This window comes from Flavobacterium soyangense (assembly GCF_015277675.1).
Lineage (GTDB): Bacteria > Bacteroidota > Bacteroidia > Flavobacteriales > Flavobacteriaceae > Flavobacterium > Flavobacterium soyangense.
The window spans coordinates 17,813-43,408 of record NZ_JADHEC010000018.1 but is presented as its reverse complement, the minus strand read 5'-3'; the positions used below and the strand labels follow the sequence as shown (position 1 = coordinate 43,408).

The window sequence follows — 25,596 nt, the reverse complement described above, 5'->3', positions numbered from 1 at the left end:
ATTTGTGATTTGCTTAGTGCAAATCTGATTGTTATTTTTTTATTTAATTTTAAATCGAAGTCCAGCATAATACATTTGTCCAAAAACTGGAGCATACACAATGGAGGCGTCAAAAGTAGAGCCAAAAGGATTTTCGCTACCAAGTATTGCTTTTTTTTGCGTGTAATTTCCAATGTTTTCACCACCTAAATAGATTTCAAAAGTATCGGAAAAAATTCGAGTAATTTGTGTGTTCATTAAAGAATAAGAAGGCGAATAATTGGGGAGTCTGTCCCGCTCAGGATTTGAGGATGTGTTGGGTAATTTTTGTTTACCCGACCAATTATATGTGAAATCAAATTTCCATTGCTTTCCTTTTTCGTCTTTATGGGTCTCATAAGATAAATTTCCAAAAAAACGATTTTTGGACTGCATGGGTCTTTCACTTTTTCCGCTTAAATAATCCGTTTGAATGTCGTAATACTTGTAAGCCGTGCGCAAATCGAGATGTTTTGCCAATTCAATATTGAAGTCCAGTTGCGCGCTATTGGCGTACGATTTCCCCTTCAGGTTATAAAACAAAACCTGCTGATTTCCAGGAACAATTGGAGTTGTATACAAATCGACTACTACCTGACTCTTGAAATCAGTTTTGTAAAAATCAAACCCAATGTCGGATTTTTTACCTAAAAACAAAAAACCTTGCGAGAAACTTAATCCGTAATTCCATGCAATCTCAGGATTTAAGCCATATATTTTTCCGTTAGCACCTAAAATATCGAATGTCCTTGAACTTGCAAAAAGAGGCTGGTTCTCGGCAAAAATATTTGCGCTTCGTTTTCCTCTTCCCGCCGAAGCGCGTAAAACACCTTTATCCCAAAGATTGTAACGAATATGGAGTCTTGGCGTAAAAAAGGTTCCCAACCTGTTATGGTTATCAACTCTACCCCCCGCAATAAAACTAAAATTATTTGCATTATCGAACGTATATTCAAAAAAAGCACCCACAGAATTATCAATTCTACTATAATCATTCACATTAACAAATTCCTGATATTTGTCATACGTAAAATTCAAACCTGTCGCAAATTTATGCATCGTGTTGTCAATAATCGAATTGAAAATCAAATTTGAATAATAGCTGCTTTGTTTGATGTCATAACGGCTTAATCCAAAATAGGAATTCTGATTATGACTATTATAAGCGTTTTGAAAACCAAAACTTTGATAAGGCATATCCGGAAAAACATACCCTAATTTCGTAGAAACATTGAACCGTTCCGTATTGATTTCGGAACCCCAAAAATTAGTGGTTCCTCGGTCTTTATTTGGGTTAAAGTTAGTTTCTCCCGTCTGTTTTTTATCATTTAAATATTGTAAATTGATAAAACTTACCCAGCCTTTTTTGGCATCTGTATATTGCCAACGATTTAAAACATTGACTTGTTTTGTCAATGGATTATCAAGGAACCCATCATTATTCGTGTCCTCTTTTGAAACTCTTGTATTGCCGTGGATGAATAAACTGGTCAGCCATTTGTCTGAAATTCTTTTGTTGAAATGGGTATTCAATTCAAAACGGCTGTCACTTGAGCCATACACATTCAAGAAAAAAGGAATGTTTTTAACCGGCTTAATTAATTCGGTGTTAATTTGTCCCGAAATACTTTCGTATCCATTGACAACGCTTCCGGCTCCTTTGGTAATTTGGATGCTTTCTATCCAAGTTCCTGGGGTAAATGATAGCCCATAGGCTTGGGATGCGCCGCGGACAGAAGGAATATTCTCTTCGGTAATCAGCAAATACGGGCTGGTCAAACCCAATATTTTAATTTGTTTTGTCCCCGTTAACGCATCCGAAAAATTGACGTCGATAGTGGGATTTGTCTCAAAGCTTTCGGCAAGATTACAACAAGCTGCCTTGAGCAATTCCTTACTGGTCAATAGTGTTGTGTTTGCCGTAACCTTATAGGATTTTTGTAGTCCTTTACTTTTTGAAGTGATTTTTACCACGCGCAAAGTGTCCTGAGAATAGGAATTAAATACGCCCAGCAAGATCAATAGGGATATTGAAATTTTTTTTTTCATAAGATGAATTTTAATGTTTTTAAAAAATTATCAAACCAAAATGGTTGAATTTAATACTAACATTAAAATCAGGCGTAGAAAATATATTGATGGTATAATTTGAAAAGCGGCGGTGCATTTGCATCACAATAATAGGAAGTGATGCGGTTAAATTCTATATTTGAAATTTCAGAATAAACGATAGGACTCCACTCTTCAAACAGGAAATTGAAATCAGGCTGAAAGAAGGATGAATTTAGAGTTACATTTTCTGATTTTTTCTGAAAATGAACCATTTTATCCTTGCAACAGCTATCTTTTTTTTCAACAAGTACAGCTGCATTCGATCCGCAGCAATTATCTTTAACTGCTTCTGGTGATTCAATATTTTTCCAATAAACGGGTCTGACGGAAGCAACTTTCCCTCTACAGTAATGCACATCTAAAGCAAATCCCACATTGGAAACCAAAAGGAAAAATGCAAGAGAAAGACTGATATGCTTTTTAAATCTCATACTGCAAAATTATGTTTTTATACAACTCATTCAACTAAACTTATGTTAAAAGTAAAAAAAAATCAAGCCGTTACAAGTCAAATTCCTGCCCCATCAAAGGAACCGAGCAGTCAAAGTGGTATCTTTCAGTAATTTTTATGCGAAGTTCATCCAATGCCTCATTTTCTCCATGAACCAAGAATACTTTTTTGGGTTTATTTTCCAATGCGGAAAGCCAATTAAGCAAATCTTTTTGGTCACCATGAGCGGATAATGCTTCTATTTCGAGGATATTTGCCAATACCTGATAATATTTTCCGTATATTTTTATTTCTTTGGCACCTTCCAATAATTTTCTGCCACGTGTTCCTTCGGCTTGATAACCAATGATGATTACTGTCGTTTCCGGTAACCCGATATAACGTTCTAAATAACTCAAAACCCTTCCGCCAGTAATCATTCCACTCGCAGCAATAACTACTTTGGGATGTTTGTCATAAATGGTGTCGATGGTTTCCTGATAATCAGAAATCATCGAAAACATTTTACACATCCCTAAATAATGATGTTCGGGTAGTTTATGCCATTTTCTGTTGTTGACAAAAATATCCAAGGTGTTAATTCCCATTGGCGTATCAATTATATATGGAATATTGGGAATTCTTCCCTCTTCTTTGAGTTGCCACAACAAATACATTACAGTTTGTGCGCGTTCTACAGCAAAACTCGGAATGATGATTGTTCCTCCTTTTTGAACCGTATTGTTGATATACATTTCCAGTTCTGCCTTTGCATTAGTGTTGGGATGAAGGCGATTTCCGTAGGTGCTTTCCAAGAAAATGTAATCAGCTTTCTTAGGTTTCGTTGGAGGATACATTAATATATCATTGTCACGACCTATATCGCCTGAAAAAACTAAGGTTTTGTTTTCCAAAGTCAATTCAATGCTGCAAGCGCCAATAATATGTCCGGCGTTTGAAAAAACAGCGGCAATTTCGGCATCCAAAAGAATTTCCTCTTTTGGTTTAACCACTCTAAAAAACGGAAAAACGGCTTCGGCTTGTTTTACAGTATAAAGCGGTTCCGCAATTTCGTGTTTGGAATAATGTTCCTGATTGGCCTTAATTGCTTCTTCTTCCTGAATTTTGGCACTGTCCAGAAGTATCAATTTTGCAACGTCCTTCGTTGGGCTCGTGCAATAAATTTTTCCTTCAAAACCCTGGTTTACCAATCTTGGTAACCAACCGCAATGATCTAAATGGCCGTGTGTAAGCAATACAAAGTCTATTGCCGAAGGCAAAATAGGTAAGGGTTGCCAGTTGAGTTCTCTCAAAGGTTTGAGGCCTTGAAATTGTCCGCAATCTATCAAAATCTTTAAGCCATTGCTCTCAATTAATGTTTTTGAACCTGTTACGGTTCCTGCTCCACCAATGAATTTGATTTTCATAATCTTCTTATTTTAAATTAAAAAAAATCGTAGTTCTATATATATTCACACAATTCTGAAGCTTCTTTCAATACGTTTTTTATGCGATTTGAACTCAATCCAATTCTTTCCAGGCAATCTGAATTGTTTATAATTTCTTTTACCAAAATCACGTCTAATATTAACAATCTGTCTTTTTCGGCGAGAGATAAAGAGGTCATACAGGTTACCGGATAAAGAAAATTATCGTCGTTTTTGGTTTTTAAATTGTTGTTCTCAGGATAATTCCAACTTAGTAAACTCAATCCAGAACATTTTGCAAAGGCAATTGCTTCTGACGTAAACCGATTATTTGTAACAATCCAGCATTTTGATATAGAATCTTTTTCAGAGAAAATGACATGTCGTCTGTCTTTAATATCATTAAATCGTGAGAGAATGTACATTGGCACTTTTACGTCAGAATTGGCATCTTTGCCAAGGTGAAATTTGCATTCAATCATCGAAATAATGTTTTCTTTTTTTATCACTACATCAATTTCATGAGACACGCACTTGCCTTGTAAAATCAAATTCGTTTGGGTTTTATAATTCTCTGCGGCAAAAAGACGAGCAATGTATTTTTCGAAGAAGAAGCCAGCCGGACCCAATAATCGTATGGCTTCTTTTAAATTATATCTGGCGGCATGCGAATGAGACGCTTTTTTTAACAGACTAAAAGCCATCTTGTAGATTTGCTTGGTTGAAATTCCTTCGTAGATTTCCTTTTTAATAGTTTTTAAAATAGTTTCAACAACTAATTGACTTGCTCCTGATTTCAAGAGCGATTGTTTGAGTTTTAGTGGATTAAAATCAACAATATCGCCAGAATGTTTTACAATCTTCATCTGTTAGGAATTTAACAATTGATAAAACGATTTAGACTACTAAAGGTACGAAAAAAAAGGAAAAAACAATTTTGTTTTAGATACAAAAATGCAAAAGAATCTAAATTCAATTATTGAATTATTTAAAACAAACTGGGATAATTTCTCCTTTGGCTAAACAATATTTTTCAACTAATTCCGGACTGATTTTATTGGTGTAATCTTCTTCGACTACTGTAAAACCAATGCTTCTTAATTTATCAAAATAATCGCGACCGTAAATGCGAACATGATCGTATTGGCCAAAGATTTCGGCACGTTCTTTTTGATCAGTGATAGAATCGTCGGCGAAAGTTGTTTCTCTGGCTAATTCTTGTGGTATTTGCAGAATTGCCATTCCGCCTTTTTTCAAAACTCGGAATAATTCCTGCATCGCTTTGGTATCGTCAGGAATGTGTTCTAATACGTGATTGCAAAAAATAATATCATAAGAATTGTCCTCAAAAGGCAAATTACAAATATCAGCTTTTACATCGGCAAGAGGCGAAAATAAATCGGTTGTACTGTAATCAATATTTTTTTGGTTGCGGAACAATTTATAAAACGCTTGCTCCGGCGCAAAATGAAGGACTTTTTTTCTTTTATTAGAAGTGAAAAAATCAGTTTCATTTTTTAAATACAACCACAACAAACGATGTCTTTCGAGCGAAAGCGTACTTGGCGAAAGTGCATTGTTTCTCTGTTTTCCGTACCCATAAGGCAAAAACATTCTGAAACTTTTGCCATCGATTGGGTCAGTGAATTGAGTTCCTTTCAAAGCTAAAGCAAGAACAGGACGTGCAGCATAACTCAGTCTAATTAAAATTGGACGAGGAATGGTATTGAGTATTAATTTAAAAAGTTTTTTCATTAAGAGTAAATATTCTTTCAAATTTTTCGCTTTCTATTATGTGATATTCTGAAAGGAGGTGTTTGTACTGTATTCTGAGTTTTCTTTCAATATTTGCAAAAAAAGGTAATGCAGTTGCAGAAATATTAGCTTTATTATAGACAAAATAAATTTGGAACAATGTATTCGGAAAACACAAGCTTTCTTGGAAGTTTTGAGTAAAAATATAATTGTAAAAAGTTATTATAGACTCTGTTGCTTTTAATCTAAACTGTGTTTCAGGAATTTTATGTCCTCTTTTGAACTCAACAAAAATAATTTTATCATCTTTAAAATAAATGGTATCCGATGTTTTTATTTTATCCTTATAAATTACTGGTTTATCTAAGGTGTCGAAATCGAAACTTTTTTTTTCTGAGTTCAATAGCGAAATACCATTACTGCTATCTAACGAAAGTTCGGTCAAAGATTTCTTAACAACATTGTCTTTAAAAAACTGCTCGATTTCATTAATTCTCATCATTTAGGTCTTGAATTGTATAAAAAGCTTCAGAAATAGTACTTAAAATTGGAGTGATGTCTTTTGTTACATCTATAATTTTAGAGGACAATCCATCTTCATTTTTCTCGGCAAAATAAAAATTTGTTAAATCTTGATATTGGTATTTTTTGGAATATGCTTCTAAAGCCTCAATAAAATAAGGACTATGTGAAGTTAGAACTATTGGAATTGCAAATTCTTTTGAAAGTCTAACTAAAATTTCAGCATATTTAACTTGCCAAGTTGGGTGTAAATGTACTTCGGGTTCATCAATGATTAATAAAGAATTGGAGTTTAAAATGCCTTTTTGTAAGAGCAATTGCAAAATGCCAAAACTTTTTATTCCAGTTGCCACATTATTTAAGTCAAATTCAACTTTATTTTTTTTAAAAACTAATTCGCTTTTTGAATTAAAATCAAACTCACCGCCTATTACTTCTGTAATTATTGAGTTTAATTTTTCTATAATTTCACTATTGTCCGAAAATATGTCCTGTTCTTTTTTTGGTTGAAAAATCTTACTATTCAGATGTTGATTTTTGTCTCGGAGTATTTTATCAAAAGAAAAGAAATCTCTATCATGTAATTTTATTGGTGATTCAACAAAAAAGACATCATCATAATAAAAATTTGAAACAGAATCAAAACCATCAAAGATGATTTGGCTGTCAAACGATATTGTTTTTTCTTTTACTCCTTCAATTTTAATAAACGAACTCCCTTCCTTGAACTTATTTTTTATTTGACTTCCAAATTCATTTTCAAAAAAAGATTCTAATTCATATTGTAATACCTCTTTCGAGTCAATTGTTATAGAAAGACGATTTTCAATGTCAGTCAAAAATGTTTTAAGTTGATTTTTGACCGATTCGATTGAAAAATCAGCATATAATTTATTTAATTCATCGAGTTCAGATATTTGGATGTCTGTTTTTTTTGAATTTTCGAAATTCAATTTTATATTACGCATTCCAAAAAAAGAATCTCGATTTTCTAAAAATAAAGAAATAAATTTCTCCTGAATCTTTTCGTCTTCGCCGTTAGAAAGTTTAGTTCGTAATAAAAGATTTCTAATATCACGAATTCTGTTTCTCACAAATTCAATTTTCGAAGCATTAAATCTATCTTCATCTATGTTTACACCTCTAATTAAAGCATACAAAACCTTCCCAACAGTACTTTTCCCAGAGTCATTTTGACCAGCAATAAGTGTAATTCCATCAACATTAATATAGGCTTCTTCAATAATTCCAATATTTTGAAGTTTTAGTCTCATTGTGGTATTTTTTTATAAAAGTAGTTATTTTTTTAGACTTAGTGACAAGTTTATTCTTTGTGAAATTCGTATCTAAATCACTAATGGCAATTTTCTAAACTCGTCTTCCTCATTACTTACAATTCCCAATGCCTGATAAACATAATCGAAAGTCGAAAGCAATTCTGGTTTTCCGTCAATGAGTGCCACGTCGTGTTCAAAATGAGCACTTGGTTTTCCATCAGCTGTCAGGATTGTCCAACCGTCTTTAAGTTGTTTTATGTTTTTAGTCCCCAAATTAATCATCGGTTCAATGGCAACTACCATTCCTTCTACAAAAAGTTTTCCACGACCGCGTTTTCCGTAGTTGGGCATTTCTGGGTCTTCGTGCATTTTTTGACCAACTCCGTGACCCACTAATTCCCGAACTACGCCATATCCGTGGCTTTCTGTATATTTTTGAATAGCATTTCCAACATCTTCCACACGATTTCCGGCTTTAAATTCCCGGATTCCAACGTATAAAGATTCTTTGGTTACCTGCAATAATTTTTTGGTTTCCGGTGCAACTTCGCCAATTTCGAAAGAATAGGCGTGATCGCCGTGATATCCGTTTTTATAGGCGCCACAATCTACCGAAATTACATCACCACTTTTTAAAGGGATGTTGTTAGGGATTCCGTGCACAACCTGAGCATTTGGGCTCATACAAAGCGAGTTTGGAAAACCATATAATCCAAGGAAACTTGGAACAGCTCCATGATCCCGAATGAATTCTTCAGCTAATTTGTCTAAATATAAAGTGGTGACTCCTTCTTTTATTTCGGAAGCAATCATCCCTAATGTTTTCGAAACGATTAAGGCACTTTCGCGCATCAATTCAATTTCTTCACGGGTTTTTTGGATAATCATAAAACTTTTTTCTGACTGCAAAAATACAATTAAAAACTGATTATTTAAAAATTTGATTATGTATGAGTTTTATCATATTTTTTTTAAACAATTGCATGTAATTTTATAGAAAATTATTGGTTATGAGTATATATATAACTGCTGAAGAAGCCGTAAAAGCGGTAAAATCTGGTGATAGGGTGTATCTTCAGGCTGCAGCTGCTGCCCCTACAATACTAGTAAATGCATTAACGGAAAGAGCTTCTGAATTAAGAAACGTAGAAATGTGTCACTTGCACATTGAAGGAGAAGCGCGTTATGCGAATCCGGAATTAGCTGAAAGCTTTCACGTGAATTCTTTTTTTATTGGTCCAAACATTAGGCATACTTTGGCAGCGGGAAATGGTTCTTATACGCCTGTTTTTTTGAGTGAATTGCCCTATTTGTTTAGAAAAAAAGTACTGCCTTTAAATGTGGCATTTATTCATGTTTCACCACCGGATAGTCACGGATATTGTTCGCTTGGAGTTTCAGTAGAAGCAACATTGGCAGCAATTGAAAGTGCAAAAACAGTAATCGCACAGGTTAATCCGCAAATGCCAAGAACTTTTGGAGATGGATTTCTTCACATTTCCGAAATTGATTATTTAGTCGAAGTTGATGTGCCAATATACACTCATGAAATGGGGAATTCTTCACCATTGGAAGATAAAATAGGGAATTACATTGCGTCATTAATAGAAGATGAAAGCACTTTACAAATGGGAATTGGCTCTATTCCAAATGCTGCTTTATCAAAATTGTCCAACCATAAAAATCTGGGTTTACACACCGAAATGTTTTCGGATGGTGTGATTGATTTAATTGAAAGTAATGTTATTAATGGTAATTTTAAAGGGGTTTCAAGAGGTAGAGCATTGGCTACTTTTTTAATTGGTTCCCAACGATTATATGATTTTGTAAATGACAATCCGTTTGTTGAAATGAGAGAATCATCATATGTAAATGATACCGCCAGAATTCGGAAAAATCCAAAAATGGTTGCCATTAATTCAGCAATAGAAGTTGATGTGACAGGTCAGGTTTGTGCGGATTCAATTGGGGCAAGAATGTATTCAGGTGTTGGAGGTCAAATGGATTTTATCCGTGGTGCCTCATTAAGTGATGGAGGAAAAGCTATTATTGCGCTACCTTCGGTGACTAAAAATGGCGAGAGCAGAATTGTTCCTTATTTGAAACAAGGAGCAGGGGTTGTCACCACGCGTTCTCATATTCAATACATTATTACTGAAAACGGAATAGCCGATTTGTACGGAAAAACATTGCGACAACGGGCAACAGAATTGGTTAAAATTGCACATCCAAATCATCAGGAATGGATTGAAAGAGAATATTATAATTTGATAAACCCCAGATAAAAAGAGAGTCCAGCAAATTTGCAGGACTCTCTTTATATAAACTCAGTTTTAACTATTACAAAAGTGAATGTCTGGTCATAACTTTGGGTTTTTCAATTCCCATTAACTCTAAAATGGTTGGAGCTAAATCTCCCAAAACGCCATCATGAATTTCTTTTAATTCTCCATCAACTAAAATGATTGGAACTGGATTTGTGGTATGCGCTGTGTTTGGACTTCCATCAGGATTAATCATCGTTTCGCAGTTTCCGTGATCGGCAATAATTAATGTTGTATAATCATTGGACAAAGCCGCAGTAATCACTTTTTCGACACATTTATCAACGGCTTCACAAGCTTTTATTGCTGCACTCATAACGCCGGTATGTCCTACCATATCACCATTTGCAAAATTTAGACATACAAAATCAACCTCACCTTTTTCAAGTTCAGGAACCAATGCGTCCGCCAGTTCATATGCACTCATCTCCGGTTTTAAATCGTAGGTGGCTACTTTTGGAGAGTTTTTCAGGATGCGGCTTTCGCCAATAAAAGGTGTTTCTCTTCCACCCGAAAAGAAGAATGTCACGTGAGGATATTTCTCTGTTTCGGCAATTCTAATTTGTTTTTTGTTGTGTTTTTCTAAAACTTCGCCAAGGGTTTCCGTAACGTTGTCTTTGTTGTAAACAACTTTAACGTTCTTATAAGTTTCGTCATAATTGGTAAGCGTAACATAATACAAATTCAATTTGTGCATGTTTTGCTCGTGGAAATCTTGTTGTGATAAGACTTCTGTAAGTTCGCGACCTCTATCCGTTCTGAAATTAAAGAAAATAACGACATCATTTTCTTTAATTGTAGCCAATGGTTTGTCGTTTTCATCAACCATTATAATTGGGTTTATAAATTCGTCGGTCACGTTATTTTCGTAACTTTCTTCAATGCTTTTCGCTGCATTTTTAGAATGTGTTCCTGTTCCGTTTACCAATAAATCATAAGCTATTTTCACTCTTTCCCAGCGTTTATCACGATCCATTGCATAATATCTGCCAACAACTGAAGCAATTTTAACCGAAGTTTTTGCGATATAATTTTCTAAGTTTTGGATGTAAGTAGCTCCTGATTTTGGATCCACATCACGTCCGTCCGTGAAAGCATGTACGAAGACTTTTTGCAATCCAAAATCCTGGGTTGCGTCTATCAAACCGCGCAAATGCGAAGTGTGAGAATGCACACCGCCATCGGAAACCAATCCTAAGAAATGAATATTTACGTTTTTATCTCTGGCATATTGGAACGCTTCAACTAGAACGGGTTCCGTATTTAATGTTTTGTTTTCTACGGCAAGATTTATTTTGGCCAAATCTTGGTAAATAATTCTTCCGGCACCAAGATTCATATGTCCTACTTCTGAATTTCCCATTTGGCCTTCAGGTAAGCCCACATTTAGACCATCGGTTCGTAGTTGAGCAACGGGATATTTTGTATATAAACTTTTGATAAAAGGAATATTGGCATTGTCAATTGCGGAGACTTTAGGGTCGGGTGAATTTCCCCAACCGTCTAGGATCATAAGGATTACTTTTTTGTTCATTGTGATTTTTTTTGCAAAGATAAAGTTTTCCAAAAAGATATAAGTACGTCAAAACTACTATTATATATAAAAAAGAGAAGTACAACAAATACCTTAAAATGTGTTGTAAAATGTGTTTTTTTGTACAATAAATGCAATAAAAAATCCCCTAAAACCATTTATAAAACCATGGTTTTTGAGGAATATTTTGTAAAGTATAAGAGATTTAAATGATTAGAAGCTTATTTTGGATTTTCTACTTTTTTAAAATACATTTTTGACTTGATTGTAGTCTATGAAATATTTTATACTGATGGATATTACGTGATTCAAATCTTTGTTATTAAGTAGGCTGATGTAATTATTTGCAAAATCCTTGTTGATTAAATTGTCATATTTAGCGGCATTGCTCCGATACAATAGGGTCAATTGACTTCCGGGTGCAAACCACCAATTGTATGACACATCTAAATTCCAAGTAATCAGGTTTTGGTTTTGGTTTTCGGTATAATCATTATAAGGAATAAGCCTTCCATTATCTCCTAGTTTAAGAAAGTTTTTGTTTTCGGTATATGACCAATAATAACGTGCAGAAATGTCAAAATTCATTTTACTATTCAAGGAATATTTTCCATTTAGTGTATTGATGTATGTGACTACATTTCTATTGGCATAAATAATAATGTTTGGTGTTACACTATTGTTGTCCTCATTTATACTATCAGTAAAGCCTTTATTATTGTTTTGTTTAAAAAAATTAAAAGCATAATTCAATGCAAAATGATCGTCGAAGCGATACCTTGGACTGAAATCTATTCCAATTGATTTTCTTCCAGATTCATTTAAAATGGCAAAATAGGGATTGATGTCGAAAGCAAATTTATTATTGTAATTAGATGAAATAGTGAGCCAGCCTCCAAATCTCTTAGGATCAATGCTATAACGACCATTTGCTCTAGGTTCGTAATAATTATAATTCTCCAAGGAACGATATTGTAGTCCAAAACCAACGTAGTGATTCTTTTTTGTAGTTGAATTTACATTTAAATTAATCTGGTTACCCTGCACTTTGCCTGTTTCTTTTTGAAACTGAGTAAAGGCATTGATGTTGGTATTAAAAGAGTTAAAAAATTTTGTTGGATTGAGAATGCGATAGCTAGAATTACCGTAAAAATTATAATAATTAGTTTCAAAATTTATCCCTAAATCGTTGCTGTCAAAATCCTTTGTGACCATATTGGCGCCTACACTATAACGGTATTTTCCAGTTGTTTCAGAAAAGTCCAAGGTTGTATTTATTCCGCCTTTTTTGTTTTTAATATCATTTACATAACTGTATTCAAAATTTCCTGCTAAATTGTAAGTGTTTTTTGTAGTATTTAAATCCCAAACTAAGGCTGATACATTTCCGTCTCTAAAGGAACCATTTCGTGTGACATTAGTATTTATAAATGAAACTGATGAGTTTTTGTGAAAACGTTGGTCAAAAACAATGATGTTATAATTGGTTAATGGTTCAACTAAAACTGCAGTTGTTTCTTGAGTATCGGTATTTTTAATAGTGGCATACGTTTTTTTCGTTACGGCATTAAGATATCCAATACCTAAACCTCCTTTTGTTCTACCCGAAATTTTGGTTGCATTGTATAATTCTACGCTGTTAGGGTTTTCGATTATTTCTTCATTTGACTTCAGTTCCGGAGAATAGGATGGTGGTCCGCCAATTCTTCTGGAATAAAAAAGATTTCCTTTGCTGAACAAATCGGTTCCTTCTGTAAAAAAAGCTCTATTTTCATTGAATTGTTGTTCAAAGGGACTTAAATTTAAAATTCGATCATCGTATTTGGTTTGTCCAAAATCAGGAATCAGCATTGCATCTAGTGTAAAAGCATCATTTATTCCGTATTTGATGTCCAGACCACGTTTTAATTCACTATTGGTTTTTTGATCTGCATTGGCATATGTATAAAACGAAGCATAAGGTAAAAGGAAAAGTCTAGCTGGGGTTTTGATGTTCTCAATACCTTCTAAAGTTCCATTTTGCTGGGTAAATGTTCCAATTTTCGAATCAATAAAATTCCAGGAATATTTTTCTCTATCTCTGCGTATTTCTCTAAAAAAATTAACTCCCCAAGTTTGAGCTTTTTCACTCGAGAAGCGCAGAGCTGCATAAGGAATTCGCATTTCTACTGCCCAGCCAAAATCTGTTATGACAGCTTTACTGTCCCAAACAGCATCCCACGAATAATCTTCGCCATTGGTATCTGTTTCTAAACAATCTGCTTGACCGTCTGCAGCATTGACAAAAAATTGAAAATTTTGTTGACCATCATTATACCCATTGATAAAAACACCAAAAAAATCGGCTGCACCAAAATTGTCTCTTTTGTTGATTTCTTTTAAGATTTTGTTCGGTTCATTGTCGTAGAGTAAGGCACCTATATAAATGGCTTCGTTGTCATATAGTACACGAACCTCAGTTCTTTTGTTTTTGGCAACAGCTTTGCCATTATCGGGTTGAAACATTATAAAATCTGTTGCAATAGGAACTGATTGCCAAATGTCTTCCTCAAGTTTACCGTCTAAAGTAATCATTTCGGATGTGAATTTTGTTTGTAATGATTTCTTCTGGCCGAACCCAAAAACAAAAAATAAAAGAAAATAGAAGTAGTAACACTTTTTCATTAAAAAATAATTCGTATATTCAAAGTTTTAAAAATCTATTTTCTTTAGTGAAAACAAGATTTAAAAAGTTTTTCAGATGAATAGACTATATAATTGGTATAATGTTACAGTTTAATTATAGAAAAGTTAAAACTTATTTTTTTAAGGAATTATAGTCAATATAATAGCGAATACTAACCGATAAAATATTTGTCAAATTGCTGTCAAAAACATTAGAGATGTTTGTATGTACATTTTTTTCGACAATATTTGAACTTACTAATGCATAATTTCTATATAAAACAGAGATTTCACTTCCTGGGGCAAACCACCAAGAATAAGAAAAATCTAAATTCCAAGAGTTGAAATTTCTATTTTTATTTTCCGAATAACTTGAATTAGGAGTTAAATGACCGTTATCTTGCAGGGTGAAAAATTCATGATTTTCAGCATAGGACCAATAATAACGGGCTATAAGATTAAAGGTCATCTTATTGGTTATGGAATATTTACCGGTAAAATAATGTTCTGCTATTTCTCGATTGCGTTCGGCAAAAATAATGTCGGTATTATCAAAACCAACCCATCCTCTGTCATTTACCTTGCGAGTGTAAAGCAAATTATAGGATAATGAAAATTTATCACTGAATCTGTATTTTATTCCACCATTTAAAATATAAGCATTTCTTCCTTCTTCGTCAAATTTTTCAGCTGCAGCCTCTACTTCATAATGGAAAGGCTTGTTTTCGTTCGAATAAAACTGGATATAACCGACGACACTTTTGGGTTTAAAAACATATCTTCCATATTCTCGGGGTTCATAAAAATCAAATCGTTCTAATGGATTAAGTGTAAAACGAAATTCAAGATAATGGTTTTTTAATGTAGTTGCAGAAGCATTAATTTGATACCAAGCTTCTTGGAATTTTCCAGTGGTATTTTGTATATCAGTATTTATATTTTGAGAAGCTTTAAAAGAATTAAAAGTTTTTGTTGGATTTATAATTCTATAACTCATTTCAGCATAAGCTGCGTGATAGTTAGTTACAAAAATAATTCCTAAATCATTTATATCGTAATTTTTGGAAATATATTTCCCAGAAAACAAATATCTGTATTTTCCGCTCGTTTTAGCAAAGTTTAACGCTGTTTTGTATCCATCATAATTTTCTAAACCAGTAATGGAACTGTATTTAAAATCCCCATATAAATTATAAGTGTTTGCTTTTGTATTCAAATCGAATAATATAGCGGAAACATTGGCATCACGAAAATTTCCATTTCTAGTGGTATTTGTGTTAACAAAAGAAACTGATGAGTTTTGATTGAAACGCTGGTCAAATACCAAAACATTATAATTAGTTAATGGCTCTATGACTTCTTTTCGGGTTGTTCCTGTAATTGTATTTGAAATTGTGGCAAAAGTTTTCTCGGTAACGGCATTTAAAAACCCAATTCCGAGTCCTTTTTCGGTTCGACCGGAAACTTTTACTGCATTTATTAAATTAACAGAGCTTGGATATTCAGTAACTTTTTCATTGACCACAGTTGTAGGTTCAGTAGTTGGTGTGCCACCAATTCTTCTGGAATAAAATAAGCCTCCTTTTGAGAACAAATCAGTCGCTTCCGTAAAAAAAGGTCTGTTTTCGTTTAATTGCTGTTCGAAGGGTTCGAGATTAAGAATCGCATTATCAAATTTTGTTTGTCCAAAATCAGGAACTAATATCGCATCAAGTGTAAATGCATCACTTATTCCATATTTAATGTCTAAACCCGCTTTTAGGGTTCTATCAGATCCATAATCATTTTGTTGATAATATGCTGATGTATAAGGGATTAAGAAAAGCCTGGTAGGCGTTTTTATATTTTCAATTCCTTCTAAAACTCCTTCTTGCGTTATTATGGAACCTATTTTTGTGTCAACAAAATTCCAGGTATATTTTTGGGCATCACGCTTTATTTCGCGCATAAAATTTAAACCCAAAGTTTGTTTCGGGGCTTTAGAAAATCGAAGTGCTGCATAAGGAATTTTCATTTCCACAACCCAACCAAAATCGGTTAATGAGACTTTACTATCCCAAATGGCATCCCATTTATAATCTTCAAGGTCTTCCGTTGCCAAACAATCCATCTGTACCCCAGCGGCACTTACATAAAATCTAAAATCTTGTTGCCCGTCATTGTATCCATTGATAGAAACCGAAAAATGGTCAGAAACTCCAAAAACATCACGATTAGTTAATTCTTGTGAAATTTTATTGGGCTCATCATCATATAATAAAGCAGAGACATAGATGGCCGTATTGTCGTAAAGAATTTTTACTTCTGTTTTCTTGTTTTTACTGATAGGTTTTCCATTATCAGGCTCATACATAATGAAATCAGTAGCAATTGGAGCGGTTTTCCAGGCTTCTTCATTAATTTTTCCGTCTATAACAATGTTTTCTAAAGTAGATTTTGCCTGAAGTATCTTTTTTTGGCTGTAAATGTTTTTGCTTAAAGAAAACAAAATGAGTATTAAAATAATTGAAAGTTTCGGCATATGGTGCTTTTAATTTAACAAATATAATACAAATACCACAAAAAACAAACAAAATGAAATTTTTTACATCTTATAGCATTCCTAAAATAAACCTTAAATCATATTTTTTTCTTAAATTATTTATAGAAATTTATTTCTGTTGTATATTTTATAATCGAAAAATCAAAATTTCCATTTTTGTAAATCAAAATTTCCATTTTTTTGACAAATATAACAAAAGGCTTCACATATCGCGAAGCCTTTTTAATCACACTTTAAACCACGTTTAAATTATTCACACCTTCTCTCTTATATCTAAAATTCCAAGGAAGCCTCTGGTAGCAGCTGTAGTAATTACATCAATACCTATTATTCCACCTACTGACTTGACATTGTTGTAAATAGCTTGATTATCAACTACGCCAGTACCATCGGTATGCCTAGATGAAAATGCTTGCGCTACACCTTTTACTACAAAATTATAAGTTGAAGTAAGTATATTACGATGTGCATAAAGTATAATGTCGTAGTTTTTAGTATCGTCAAGCCCTGTAATGTTAAAACTGCCTTTATTACCAAGAGTTTCAGAGACAAGCCAGTTGAACCTAACAGCGTTATATTCATACGGAAATTGCGTACCAGGTAAGGTAATGTTACTATCGACCCCGTCAAATGCGTCAGTAATAATTAATCCGTAAGTTGACGCTACATTTTTCGTGTCCTTCAAATTTGAAAGTGATTGACCAACAGGAATTGAGCTTGCTGATATTAAATTCACGGGTGAGTTGAAAGTATTCCAAGTTGCTGCAGCACCTAAGTAAGTAGTTGCTTTTGAATAAACCGCAATGGAAGCAAAGTCTATTAAAAATTGTCTTCCGGCCTGATAAGTAATTGTATCGCTTACTCCATCTGTTGTTACATTATTATTTTCAATTTTAACATAAACTGTTTTCAACCCTTGAGTAGACGACAACGTGAATGGTACTGTACTGCTTGTGTAAGCTACCCAGGAAGCTCCAACAAACGTAGAACTCTCAGAGATCATATAATGAGTAGGGTTTCCTAAAAAAGTCATAACTACATTCACGGCTGTTGCATCTGTAAGCAAAGCACCTGAATTAATAGCTATAGATGATAGCTGCAAGAAAAAACTAGAAACTCTAACTATTCCAGCATAAGCCCCTATAAACTTATCGTTGTCTGTCCAATTTTTAAATCCTCTAAAATCATAAGTTTCACCTAAAACAGAACCTCCAGATGCAATAGCGGAATCTGAATAAATGTTAAAATTTCCTTTAGATATTGAGCCAAACTTCTGTGCGGTTGTATCTAACAAATTCAAGACTACGTTATTCAATGCGTTAGATTCCCACACAGCTAAAGTTGTAGCCTCTTGCCCTGCAAATTTACTTGAAACATTAGCGCAGGATACTACATTGTTTCTAAAAACAAATCCTTGATGCTGACAAACATTGTAAGCTCCAACTGTTGCTTTATTCCCAGTTGTAATTAGATTATTATTATATACATTAATAGGTATGTTATTGTAAAAATTTCCATTAGAATTTATACCAACATTTTGTTCAGGCACGTCTTTACTATTCAGCAAGTACAAAGCTGCTGAACCTTCCGGAATGTTTACAATGACATTATTATAAATGTCTACTGGGCCTAAAGCTCCAAACTGAATTCCAGCTCCTCCAACTTTATTGATGTAATTGTTAAAAACTTTACCTTCAATTCCTAAAGACATTCCTGTGTTTTGGTCTGGCTCACTAGCTTTTCCGCAATCTAATAAAACATTGTCGTGTATCTCAGTAGTTCCTGTAGCATTGTTTAATTGTAAGCCGTCCCAACCCGTTCTTTCAAAACGGTTTCGATAAACTTTCGTATCGTTCAAATTATGCGGTCTATACGTCACATCAACTCCAGCTGAGTTTTTCTTTGTGTGTTCAGAATTATCAAAATAGCCCCAATACATACCCTCGCCTGCGGTATCGTGAACATAGCTATTGTGAAGCCTAGTGTCTTGCATAGTGAAATTTCCTCGTAAAGTAGCTGTATTATTCACGTCAGGATCTGTTTTGCAAAAAATACCAGCAAAGCTTGGTTTGCTAACTTCAAGATTATGTAACTCAATATAATTACTTAAACTTGTAATCTGAATTGCTGTGTTGCCTTGCTCATAATCATCATGCTTTGTAACGTGAATTCCTAAATCTATGTTCTGATACCCTTTACCATCAATTACAATATGCTCACACCCTTGTAAAATTATACCCCAATAAGACGAGTATTTTATCAGCATTTGCGTAGGAGAGTCAATTGTAATTATAATGGGATTTGTGATTGTGCCTTTTAAATTCAAGCCTTGTATCCTATACCTATGATTAGGGTCGTGAGTTGAAGGAAATTTTAATACAACTGTAGAACCTGCTGGAACATTTGTTCCTGAAATTGTATTTATAGTAGTTCCTAACGGATCTTCTATAGCAAGAGTTTCAATACTTTTTAGCGTAAACTCAATAGCTAATGTTCTAAGGGCTAATGCTGGAGTAACAGTTATTATTCGAAACTGCTTATTCACTGTCGTTCTTGAGTTACTTGTTTCAGTCGCCGTCAATACTATGTTAAAGGCCCCTCTATAAGTAAAATTAACGCTTACCGGAGCGACAACATTGTTTATTGTCTGATACAATGCGCCTGTATTAGCGTCATACAACTCTAACTTAACAGTGTGCGCATTAGCGATAACTTGTGGATAAATTCTAGTCGGGGTTATAGTAACAGAATCTCCAACTCTACATACCTTATTCGAAACCGATATGGTATAATAAGGCTCGGTTGGCGATAAAAGTCCGTACACAGTTTCAGTAGATTCAACCAGACTTTTTACCGTGTTACTGATTTTTAATGATTGAATATTACCTCCAGGGGCTAAAATTGTAACGGTTTCATTCAATGTTGCGCTGGTTCTATTAGCATTCACTCCGTCTTTTATCGACCATAAATTCACGTCATTATCTATCGATTTATTTGTCAATGAAACTGTGTCGCCTACAACAGGGAAATAATTTGATACATCAAAACCCGGCACTGGTAGTGCTTGTTTTACTAAAAAAGCTTGAGAATATAGTGTCATTTAATTAAATTTTTTCTATGTTAAGAGCATAAGATCTGTTAGCTATGTAAGTTCCATTTGAATTGTTATTCGAAAATAAAGCAACCGAAACATCATGCCCAATTGCTACTATATCAGGGCTTCCAGCTGAAGAAAATGTCCACTTGTATAGTCCGTAATCATCATACTTATCTACAGACAATAGCGTAAGAGCTGCTGAGTTTACAATGTAGTTCAAATCAGTTTCCTGAAAATTGGAGTTCGTAGGAGTATATATTCCTGCATATTCTATCGCAACTTGATTGGTTCCTACAACTCCATTAAAATAATATGCTCCCGGATTTCCGTTTCCAGTTTTAACAAATCTTTTTATATCAAACTTTGGAAGTATCAATGAATTTATCCCAGCATTAGTTATAACAGGAAGCGGCAAACTTTCATCATCATTAGTATATAACGGAATAGTAGTTGACACAACTATAGAATTTATATCTTGAAGATATGGGGCTGCTCTTAGTTTAGTCAATGAATTACTTCTGGATAATTTAACAATTGAACTTGTACTAGTTACGTTCAAGATATTATTTGATATAGCATCTGCATTCAGGCTATAGTCTTTGTAAATATTATAGTTTGAATTTAAAACATCTAACACGGGCATTTCGAACAAACCAGCGTCAGCCACATTATTAGTAAAGCCAGGCATGCTAATTTCAAATACATTGTTAAAAGAATTCAACGTTCCTATTCTTTGATTCGCTCTTATAAATTTAGCATACATATTATTGCCGTTTACCGGAGACAACTTCACGTTGCAATTAATTACCTCTACAACTTCAATGTTGTCTATTTCGACGTTCTGTTTTGTCCAAGGATAATAAACTTGATAGAGATTATTTTTTATGAGGCAATTTTTAATGGATAGAATTTCAGACTTTTTTGTGTTAAAAAGCGATATAATTTCTCCAGGGCAATTTATTAATTTCGTTCTATTAATAAACACTCGTTTTATATTAAGTCCAGAAATAATCGTATCGGCCAATGCACCGTCGAGTACACAATCTTCGATCTTGATAATATCAACTTCTTTTAGTTCTATAATAGCGGGTTGACCGATCCTGTCACGAATAATTGTACAATTAGAAATTGTTGTCTTAAGAAGAGAAAACACTTTGACAAACTGAATGTCTAATGCTCTCAATCCAAACTTACTAAAAGCACAATCTGTTACATTTATCGAGTTGCAATCTATAGCTACTATGCCGTATCTTCCGTGCTCTAGTGCTGGATTTTTAGGATAAACGCCGTCAAAAGTACAATTGTCTATTGCTATATTATTGCAACTTTGGATATATAATGCCGATAGAACTTCTGGCTTAGAATACTCGTGATAATTACAAACGTTTATAAAATTAATACCAGAAAAGATAATATTATCAACTTTCAACATCCTAAACGCTCCTCCAGTTTGACAATCTATGGTAAACTTTTTCTGGCCTTTGATGTGTAAATAATAATTTGATCCAGCATTCCAACTTTCTATATAGCGTATCATTCCTGTAAGACTAGCTGTATTCACATTCACAACTTCATCTGTAGCTGTAATGGTAACGTCATTCGTCAGTCCTGTAGGGTATTCAGCAAGAATGTCATCTATACAATTTGCTATAGAATTATAAGTTTTAGCACTGTCACTTCTTACAAGTCCGTTGACTACATTAATAGAGGCAGTCATTGTATTACTTTGACCAGTAATGTTTCGAACTTTTATAAATAAAATTAATTGAATGTTATCAACGTAAGGAAAATTATAACTGTAATCGCCGCCAGTGTATGGTAGCCAAGTAGTTCCTACCATAGACTCAAGCCTAGAAACACTAATTTCGCTAACAACTCCAACAGTGCCTATATTTAAACGTAATGCGCTATTACTTGTAGATACAGCTCCTTCGTTAATAGTGAATGTATTTATTGTTGGAGCAAAACTAGGCTTAATGTTGAAAGTCACGTTGGAGTCAAAAGCATTAATATCAATGTTTTTGCAAGTAGTGCCTTGTGTAATATTATCTACCAAACTACCATCGACAACTGTGGTTGAAATTAGATCATAACCAGGAGCAATTATAGTAACATCATACTTTCCAATAGGTAACTCGTTGCTTAATGTTCCGAAAGAAGTACCTCCAGAAAATACAATGGTATTTGTACCCGCATTTCTTACTTCTATTTCTCCGTGTACAGGTAGATTATTTGACTTCACAAACACGTTTAAAAATCCTGAGTTTTTTAGTAGCAATAAATCTAATGCGTGTGCTAGTTTACCAATTCCTTCTTCTAAGTTATCTCCAGGAACTACATTCCATTCATAATTACTTTTAGAATAAGTATCTGAGATAAGAATAGTTTTCGCATTGGGCTGCAAAATATTTTCAATCCCATCAATAGCCGTGATAGGTATCTTTTCATCTTTGTGGTAAAACGAATCTATCCACGCCCAAAATTGCTCTTGAGTTGGTTTTAAACCAGTTTTAAACCAGTTTTTTAATGTGTTTTTATCTGCCATAGTTATACTCCTTTATATTGAATGAAATGAACTACTCGATATGGATTTAGTAGTGAGAATGATTCATCATTACCCAATTCATTTGTATCGGCATCTTGCAAACTGCCAAGTGGAAAATCAGTGTTCTCTGGTTTATAACCACGCCCGGGGACTGCTTTTTTATACGTGAATTTATGCTTTGGCAAATTGCCAATAGATAAGGTTTTGCTTTTTGCACCACCAACTTTTCCAACCACATCAAAATCGGCATCTGTTGCAGAAAAACCTACTGGAGTTCTACCCGCTAGACCTATGTATTCGACCCATAAAGGAGGAATTTCATTAGCTGGTCGTCCCCAAAGTGCAATCAAATCTATTGGAATATTGCCAACCAATGGGCGAGCTTCTAATGCCGTAATTCTAGCCACTAAGGTATCTATGTTTTTAGTCGGGAAACCCGCTTTAAAATCAACCCAATCCATCGCCCCAACACCTGTTCCAAATGTCACGTATCGGGTTTTGATAACAGGTTTCGATATATTGTCCTCAAAAAGCAAATTTTCAACAACCTCCACAATTTTAACTTTAGTCTGAGCAGTTCCGCCTCTAAATTCTAATACTTCACCGTTAATACATACAACACCAGGACTAACTATTGAGCCAGTGGTAACACAGCCCGAAATAATAGTCTTATCGCCCGCAATTGCTCCTAGAGCATTAAAAATAGAGAACGCAGTTTGCAACTCGTCCAGAATGCGAGTACTCATCGGGAAACCGCCTGTATTGCCAAAATTCATTGTATTCATGTCATTGCGAGGAACGAAGCAATCCCATTCCGTATTTAATTAATAATTATTAAACTTTTAAACTCTTAAACCGCTACAATTTTATATGATTTTCCCGCCAATGCATAGAACTCTATAGTAGCCTCTATTGCGGGTTGTTTTTTCATAGCTATTATCTGCTGAGGTACATTTACAATAAAATCTACCGTCGTTCCGGCATAATTAAAGGCTGATTCTATAAACATCGTTCCCAAAGAAACGGGTGTGTTTTCGCCAAACGTATAAATATAATCTTGCACCTTATTACTCGTGTTGCTTATCGTTATTCGCCTTTCGTCAGGGTCATATCTGTCATTCAAAGCACCTCTTAAATAACAGCGCTGCGAGTTGTATTTTAAAATCTCTAAATTATCATCCCGGAGTAGAGACCAACGATGGTACAAACTTGTAATAGGCGCAACCAACGATTTGAGATAACCAAACAATACTGGCTTTCGCAAAAAAGTAGGCAAAAGCAAAAGAATGAGCTTATCAAAGTCGATTTTATACCACATAACTCACGCTGCTAAAATTCCCACTCTCAAACTCTCCAGTGCTTTCGTTTATACTTCCCACATCAAAATAACCAGCTACGGGAACGGTTTTCACATCAATCAATTCGGGTGCATTATACAATCCTGTGCTAATGTCAATAGCCTGAAAAGTGGCATTATAAATATGCGTAATCACAACGCCCTCAACCTGCTGTAGCTTATCGACTAAATGCGCTAGAACCAACTCACCATTAAAGGGCAATTGTTTCATATAGGCTTTTATAGCATCTTCAACAGGATATTTAGCGGTTCGTATGTCCATCCCGAATTCTTTTAACACCAAAGGGTTTCTATAAATTTGCATTCCTAGAATCAAACGATCTGGAAGATGGTTCACCACCAAATATTTCACACCACAATCGGCAACATCATCCATATAAGCCACAAAAGCCGTTTTTACTTCAGGTGCAATCGGAGCAAGAACTCCCGCAGTTTCTGTAGCTATTTTAATAAACAATTGCCCGCCTGATTTTGTAACGGCTGCGTATTTTATAACTTTAGAGGCTTCGATTTGTTCCGGAGTATAACCAGTATTATCAAATTTGTCCGTATCCTCCAGCAACCCAAATTCGTTTCTTGCGGTCAATAAATCAAACCCATATTGAAAAGCCAATGCCTTTGTTCTATACCAACTCGGGCGATGTGGCATTTTTGCCTCGATAATGTCGTTCACTTCTTTTTTATGAGTGTCGAAAAGATTTTCCAATACCCAAATAGAAAATGCCACCACAAACACCATAAGCCGCCAAATCGCTGTTTTGCTCGTTGTATTCAAACCCGCTAGATTTTCATCTGCGGTAATTCTAGTGAGCATTTCCTGTTGTATAACGTTTATTGTTCTTGCCATTATCGTACTATAAATGTTGAGCCTATTGCCGTTGATCCTATGCCTAAATCGGGTATTAAGTCGTCGATTGTTCCATTAAATCCTGTTGCTGGAATAATTCCCCGACCGTCTAATGCTTTTTTTACCAGTAGCGTTATGGTCGCATCGGCTAATTGTATCAGTTGACCAGCTTGCAGTTTTTCACTTATCGAAATAGAATTAATTCTTGATAATTCCATTGCCACAGCTGCACTTCCGTAAACGTGAGCCGATACATCTAGTAGCGTTTGATTTTCATATACTTTATAATCAATCATATCTTCCGTCTATAGAAACACCAGTCTCTGTTATTGCTAATTTTTTTATATTATATCCGTCCGCTGCCATTTGTACATGAATGGTTCGGTCTAAAAATCGGTCTATGTTTCCTTTACTCGCTCTAGTAATAGCTATACCTATTTCTAAATGTTCTTTCCAGTCACCTGGTGTGCTCATAAATAATTGCTCCACATTTTGGTCTGAGCTATCGCCAGTCACAAAATCGCCGTTGGCTATTTTTAAATCAAAATCTGTAGTAAGCAATATATCTGTCATCGTTTAAACCTATTTTAAAAACTGATTAATCCGTGTTTCAATAGCTGTGAATTGAGCCGAATTATTTAATGTGTTTGTAGCTCCGGTTTGAGCCGCTGCTGTTCCGGTCGTGCTAACCAAGAAACTCATTGCTTTTATGGCTTGAATCAAATCGCCCATCAACTTCTTTAAAGTTTCATTTTCTTTTCTCAGCAAAAACCCATCGGCATCCATCAACAATTCGCAATTCCCAATCTTCAATTTACAACCTGTAATGGCACTCGTATTGACAACTGCCGCATTGTTTTTGTTCAAAAAAACAACCAGGACCACACTACCCACTTTTGGAATTAATACCAACCCGCCAGCTTCACTTTCTGCCTGCAATCGAACATTAAATATTTCTGAAGTACCATCAATGGGTTTTACATCTACTGTTTTTTCACTTTCATCAACCTCAAGAACTTCACAAACTTTGGCATAAACTTCATCGCTTGTTTTCGACAAATGTTTTACAATCGATCCTATTTCTTTTCCATCGTCCATAAATCTAAATTCAATTTCTAAAATCTGCAATCTGCAATCTGCAATCT

20 protein-coding genes are annotated in these 25,596 nt (G+C 34.4%); 1 reads left to right on the top strand and 19 read right to left on the bottom strand.

The annotated features are described in order from the left end of the window. Positions 1-39: 39 nt before the first annotated feature. From IR213_RS09405 to map, 8 genes are all read right to left on the bottom strand, one after another. The gene (locus tag IR213_RS09405; RefSeq protein ID WP_194312057.1) at positions 40-2,067 is read right to left on the bottom strand and encodes a TonB-dependent receptor plug domain-containing protein; all 2,028 of its coding nucleotides are present in this window, start codon (positions 2,065-2,067) and stop codon (positions 40-42) included. Positions 2,068-2,135: 68 nt separating this feature from the next. Then, positions 2,136-2,561 carry an HYC_CC_PP family protein gene (locus IR213_RS09400; RefSeq protein ID WP_194312056.1) on the bottom strand — a complete coding sequence of 142 codons (426 nt, stop codon included), beginning with the start codon at positions 2,559-2,561 and terminating at the stop codon, positions 2,136-2,138. A 70-nt stretch (positions 2,562-2,631) separates the two neighbouring features. After that, positions 2,632-3,987: an MBL fold metallo-hydrolase RNA specificity domain-containing protein gene (locus IR213_RS09395; RefSeq protein WP_194312055.1), complete on the bottom strand. Its 1,356-nt coding sequence runs from the start codon at positions 3,985-3,987 to the stop codon at positions 2,632-2,634. 35 nt (positions 3,988-4,022) lie between these two features. Continuing rightward, the gene (locus IR213_RS09390) at positions 4,023-4,853 is read right to left on the bottom strand and encodes a restriction endonuclease (RefSeq protein WP_194312054.1); all 831 of its coding nucleotides are present in this window, start codon (positions 4,851-4,853) and stop codon (positions 4,023-4,025) included. 118 nt (positions 4,854-4,971) lie between these two features. After that, a complete protein-coding gene (locus IR213_RS09385; protein WP_194312053.1) occupies positions 4,972-5,742 on the bottom strand; it encodes a class I SAM-dependent methyltransferase in 771 nt (256 codons plus the stop codon). Further along, positions 5,726-6,244, bottom strand: coding sequence for a hypothetical protein (locus tag IR213_RS09380; RefSeq protein WP_194312052.1), 519 nt, complete (start codon positions 6,242-6,244; stop codon positions 5,726-5,728). The genes IR213_RS09385 and IR213_RS09380 overlap by 17 nt, the downstream gene beginning before the upstream one ends. Next, the gene (locus IR213_RS09375; RefSeq protein WP_194312051.1) at positions 6,231-7,538 is read right to left on the bottom strand and encodes an AAA family ATPase; all 1,308 of its coding nucleotides are present in this window, start codon (positions 7,536-7,538) and stop codon (positions 6,231-6,233) included. The genes IR213_RS09380 and IR213_RS09375 overlap by 14 nt, the downstream gene beginning before the upstream one ends. 72 nt (positions 7,539-7,610) lie before the next feature. Then, positions 7,611-8,429, bottom strand: coding sequence for a type I methionyl aminopeptidase (gene map, locus IR213_RS09370; RefSeq protein ID WP_194312050.1), 819 nt, complete (start codon positions 8,427-8,429; stop codon positions 7,611-7,613). Positions 8,430-8,551: 122 nt separating this feature from the next. On the opposite strand from map, the gene IR213_RS09365 reads away from it, so the two are divergent. Continuing rightward, entirely contained in the window at positions 8,552-9,826 is a 1,275-nt protein-coding gene (locus IR213_RS09365; protein ID WP_194312049.1) for an acetyl-CoA hydrolase/transferase family protein, read from the top strand. Between the two features lie 55 nt (positions 9,827-9,881). Here IR213_RS09365 and gpmI read toward each other — a convergent pair whose 3' ends face one another. From gpmI to IR213_RS09310, 11 genes are all read right to left on the bottom strand, one after another. Continuing rightward, positions 9,882-11,399 carry a 2,3-bisphosphoglycerate-independent phosphoglycerate mutase gene (gpmI, locus tag IR213_RS09360; protein ID WP_194312048.1) on the bottom strand — a complete coding sequence of 506 codons (1,518 nt, stop codon included), beginning with the start codon at positions 11,397-11,399 and terminating at the stop codon, positions 9,882-9,884. A gap of 243 nt (positions 11,400-11,642) precedes the next feature. Continuing rightward, complete coding sequence (locus tag IR213_RS09355) at positions 11,643-14,063, bottom strand: DUF5916 domain-containing protein (protein WP_194312047.1); 2,421 nt, start codon at positions 14,061-14,063, stop codon at positions 11,643-11,645. 133 nt (positions 14,064-14,196) lie between these two features. Beyond that, positions 14,197-16,584 carry a DUF5916 domain-containing protein gene (locus IR213_RS09350; RefSeq protein WP_194312046.1) on the bottom strand — a complete coding sequence of 796 codons (2,388 nt, stop codon included), beginning with the start codon at positions 16,582-16,584 and terminating at the stop codon, positions 14,197-14,199. Between the two features lie 274 nt (positions 16,585-16,858). Continuing rightward, positions 16,859-19,705, bottom strand: coding sequence for a hypothetical protein (locus tag IR213_RS09345; RefSeq protein WP_194312045.1), 2,847 nt, complete (start codon positions 19,703-19,705; stop codon positions 16,859-16,861). Positions 19,706-19,709: 4 nt separating this feature from the next. Further along, on the bottom strand, positions 19,710-22,247 hold the full coding sequence (locus IR213_RS09340) for a hypothetical protein (RefSeq protein ID WP_194312044.1): 2,538 nt from the start codon (positions 22,245-22,247) through the stop codon (positions 19,710-19,712). Positions 22,248-22,249: 2 nt separating this feature from the next. Further along, positions 22,250-23,032 (bottom strand): hypothetical protein, encoded by a 783-nt coding sequence (locus tag IR213_RS09335; protein WP_194312043.1) that lies wholly within the window; start codon positions 23,030-23,032, stop codon positions 22,250-22,252. Between the two features lie 65 nt (positions 23,033-23,097). Further along, entirely contained in the window at positions 23,098-23,565 is a 468-nt protein-coding gene (locus IR213_RS09330) for a hypothetical protein (protein ID WP_194312042.1), read from the bottom strand. Then, entirely contained in the window at positions 23,555-24,451 is an 897-nt protein-coding gene (locus IR213_RS09325) for a nucleotidyltransferase (protein WP_194312041.1), read from the bottom strand. The genes IR213_RS09330 and IR213_RS09325 overlap by 11 nt, the downstream gene beginning before the upstream one ends. After that, positions 24,451-24,747 carry a hypothetical protein gene (locus IR213_RS09320; protein WP_194312040.1) on the bottom strand — a complete coding sequence of 99 codons (297 nt, stop codon included), beginning with the start codon at positions 24,745-24,747 and terminating at the stop codon, positions 24,451-24,453. Before IR213_RS09320 ends, IR213_RS09325 begins: the two co-directional genes overlap by 1 nt. Further along, on the bottom strand, positions 24,740-25,024 hold the full coding sequence (locus IR213_RS09315; protein WP_194312039.1) for a hypothetical protein: 285 nt from the start codon (positions 25,022-25,024) through the stop codon (positions 24,740-24,742). The genes IR213_RS09320 and IR213_RS09315 overlap by 8 nt, the downstream gene beginning before the upstream one ends. Positions 25,025-25,033: 9 nt before the next feature. Next, positions 25,034-25,549, bottom strand: a complete 516-nt coding sequence (locus tag IR213_RS09310) for a hypothetical protein (RefSeq protein ID WP_194312038.1) — start codon at positions 25,547-25,549, stop codon at positions 25,034-25,036. Between the last annotated feature and the right edge of the window lie 47 nt (positions 25,550-25,596).